Below are 1,234 nucleotides of genomic sequence, written 5' to 3'. Positions count from 1 at the left end.
CAGGGTCATTGCGTAGTTGAGTAGCTGCTGGTCACGGTGGTGATGAGGTCATGGGGGCGGCGGTTGGCGCGGCGGGTTGCTCTGGCGATGTTGGTCTCGCCGTTGCCGCGGTGGAATCCGATGGCGGTGTTGCGCAGGACTGCTGCGATGGCGGGTCCGTTGCCAGTGCGGGCTCGGTGGGCGTCCTCGCCGTAGGTCACATCGCGTACCCAGTGCAGCCGGTTCTCGATGTGCCATTCCAGGCGTGCCCACTCCTGCAGGTCAGCGGGCCGGGCGTGGGCGGCGGGCAGTGACGCCACCAGATAGACCGTTTCCCGGGTCTGCTTGCCGGCAATGGTGCGGGTGCGGGTGATCCGGACGGCCTGCCGGGCATGGGGGAAGCCGATGCCGCCCGGAGTCTGGAGGGTCAACGCCTTGACGGTCCGGGTCTCGCGGCGGCCGTGTCCGGTGTGATGGTGTTGGTCCCCGATCGGCACCTGAGCCCACGGCAGTTGCTTGAGCTGGGCGTACAGGGTCGGCTGGTTGGCCTTGACCGACACGTACAGGTCCCCGCCGGCAGCGGCGACAGCGCGGGCGTGGGCGACCTGCGTATGCAGCGCGTCCGCGACGATCACCACACCCGCCAGGCCACCCAGCCGTGCCGCGACCTGCTCCAGCAGCGGGGCGAACGCCGGAATTTCGTTCGACTTCGCCGCGACCTGCACCTGCGCCAGGACCACACTGGTCGACGTGTCGTAGGCCGATAGCAGATGAACCCGCCCCTCGGGCAGGATCGCACCCCGCACCACCTTGCCGTCCACGGCGATGACCCGCCTGACCGGCGGCGGCCCTGACAGCCGGGAGCACAGCCAGTCGGCCAGAACCGCAGTCAACGTCTCGGCGTCGATGCGGACCAGCAGCCGCCACACCGTGGTCAGCACCGGTACCCGGCCAGTGAACCCGAACCGACCCCATGCCGCCGCATCGAGATCATCGACCCAATCGCCGATCGCGGCGAACGTGGACGCCCCGGCCATCACCGCGCACACCGCGACCGCGAGCAGGCTCGCCAGTGGATACCGGATCCCTCGCGGGTCACGCGGATCGGGAACCCGCGCCAGGGCCTCCAGCAGGCCATACGAACCACCGCTGGCGGCCGTGGTGTCGGACGTGGCGGGGGCGTGCTGACGGATGACGTCGATCAGCGATGATGACATGCGCGGGTGTGGTCCTTCTCGGTGTCATGTTGTCTCAG

General features: G+C 69.2%; 1 protein-coding gene. It reads right to left on the bottom strand.

Features of this window, described 5'->3' with window-relative positions:
- Nucleotides 1–5: 5 nt before the first annotated feature.
- Nucleotides 6–1,196: an ISAs1 family transposase gene (locus ABT008_RS30410; RefSeq protein ID WP_350700746.1), complete on the bottom strand. Its 1,191-nt coding sequence runs from the start codon at nucleotides 1,194–1,196 to the stop codon at nucleotides 6–8.
- Between the last annotated feature and the right edge of the window lie 38 nt (nucleotides 1,197–1,234).

This window comes from Micromonospora sp. NPDC002389, from assembly GCF_040296095.1.
Classification (GTDB): domain Bacteria; phylum Actinomycetota; class Actinomycetes; order Mycobacteriales; family Micromonosporaceae; genus Micromonospora.
This window is presented reverse-complemented; position numbering and strand designations above follow the sequence as displayed.

What these genes read in the sequence shown, in the direction of transcription:
- ABT008_RS30410 (WP_350700746.1), bottom strand. Translation starts at nt 1,196, where the DNA reads ATGTCATCATCGCTGATCGACGTCATCCGTCAGCACGCCCCCGCCACG.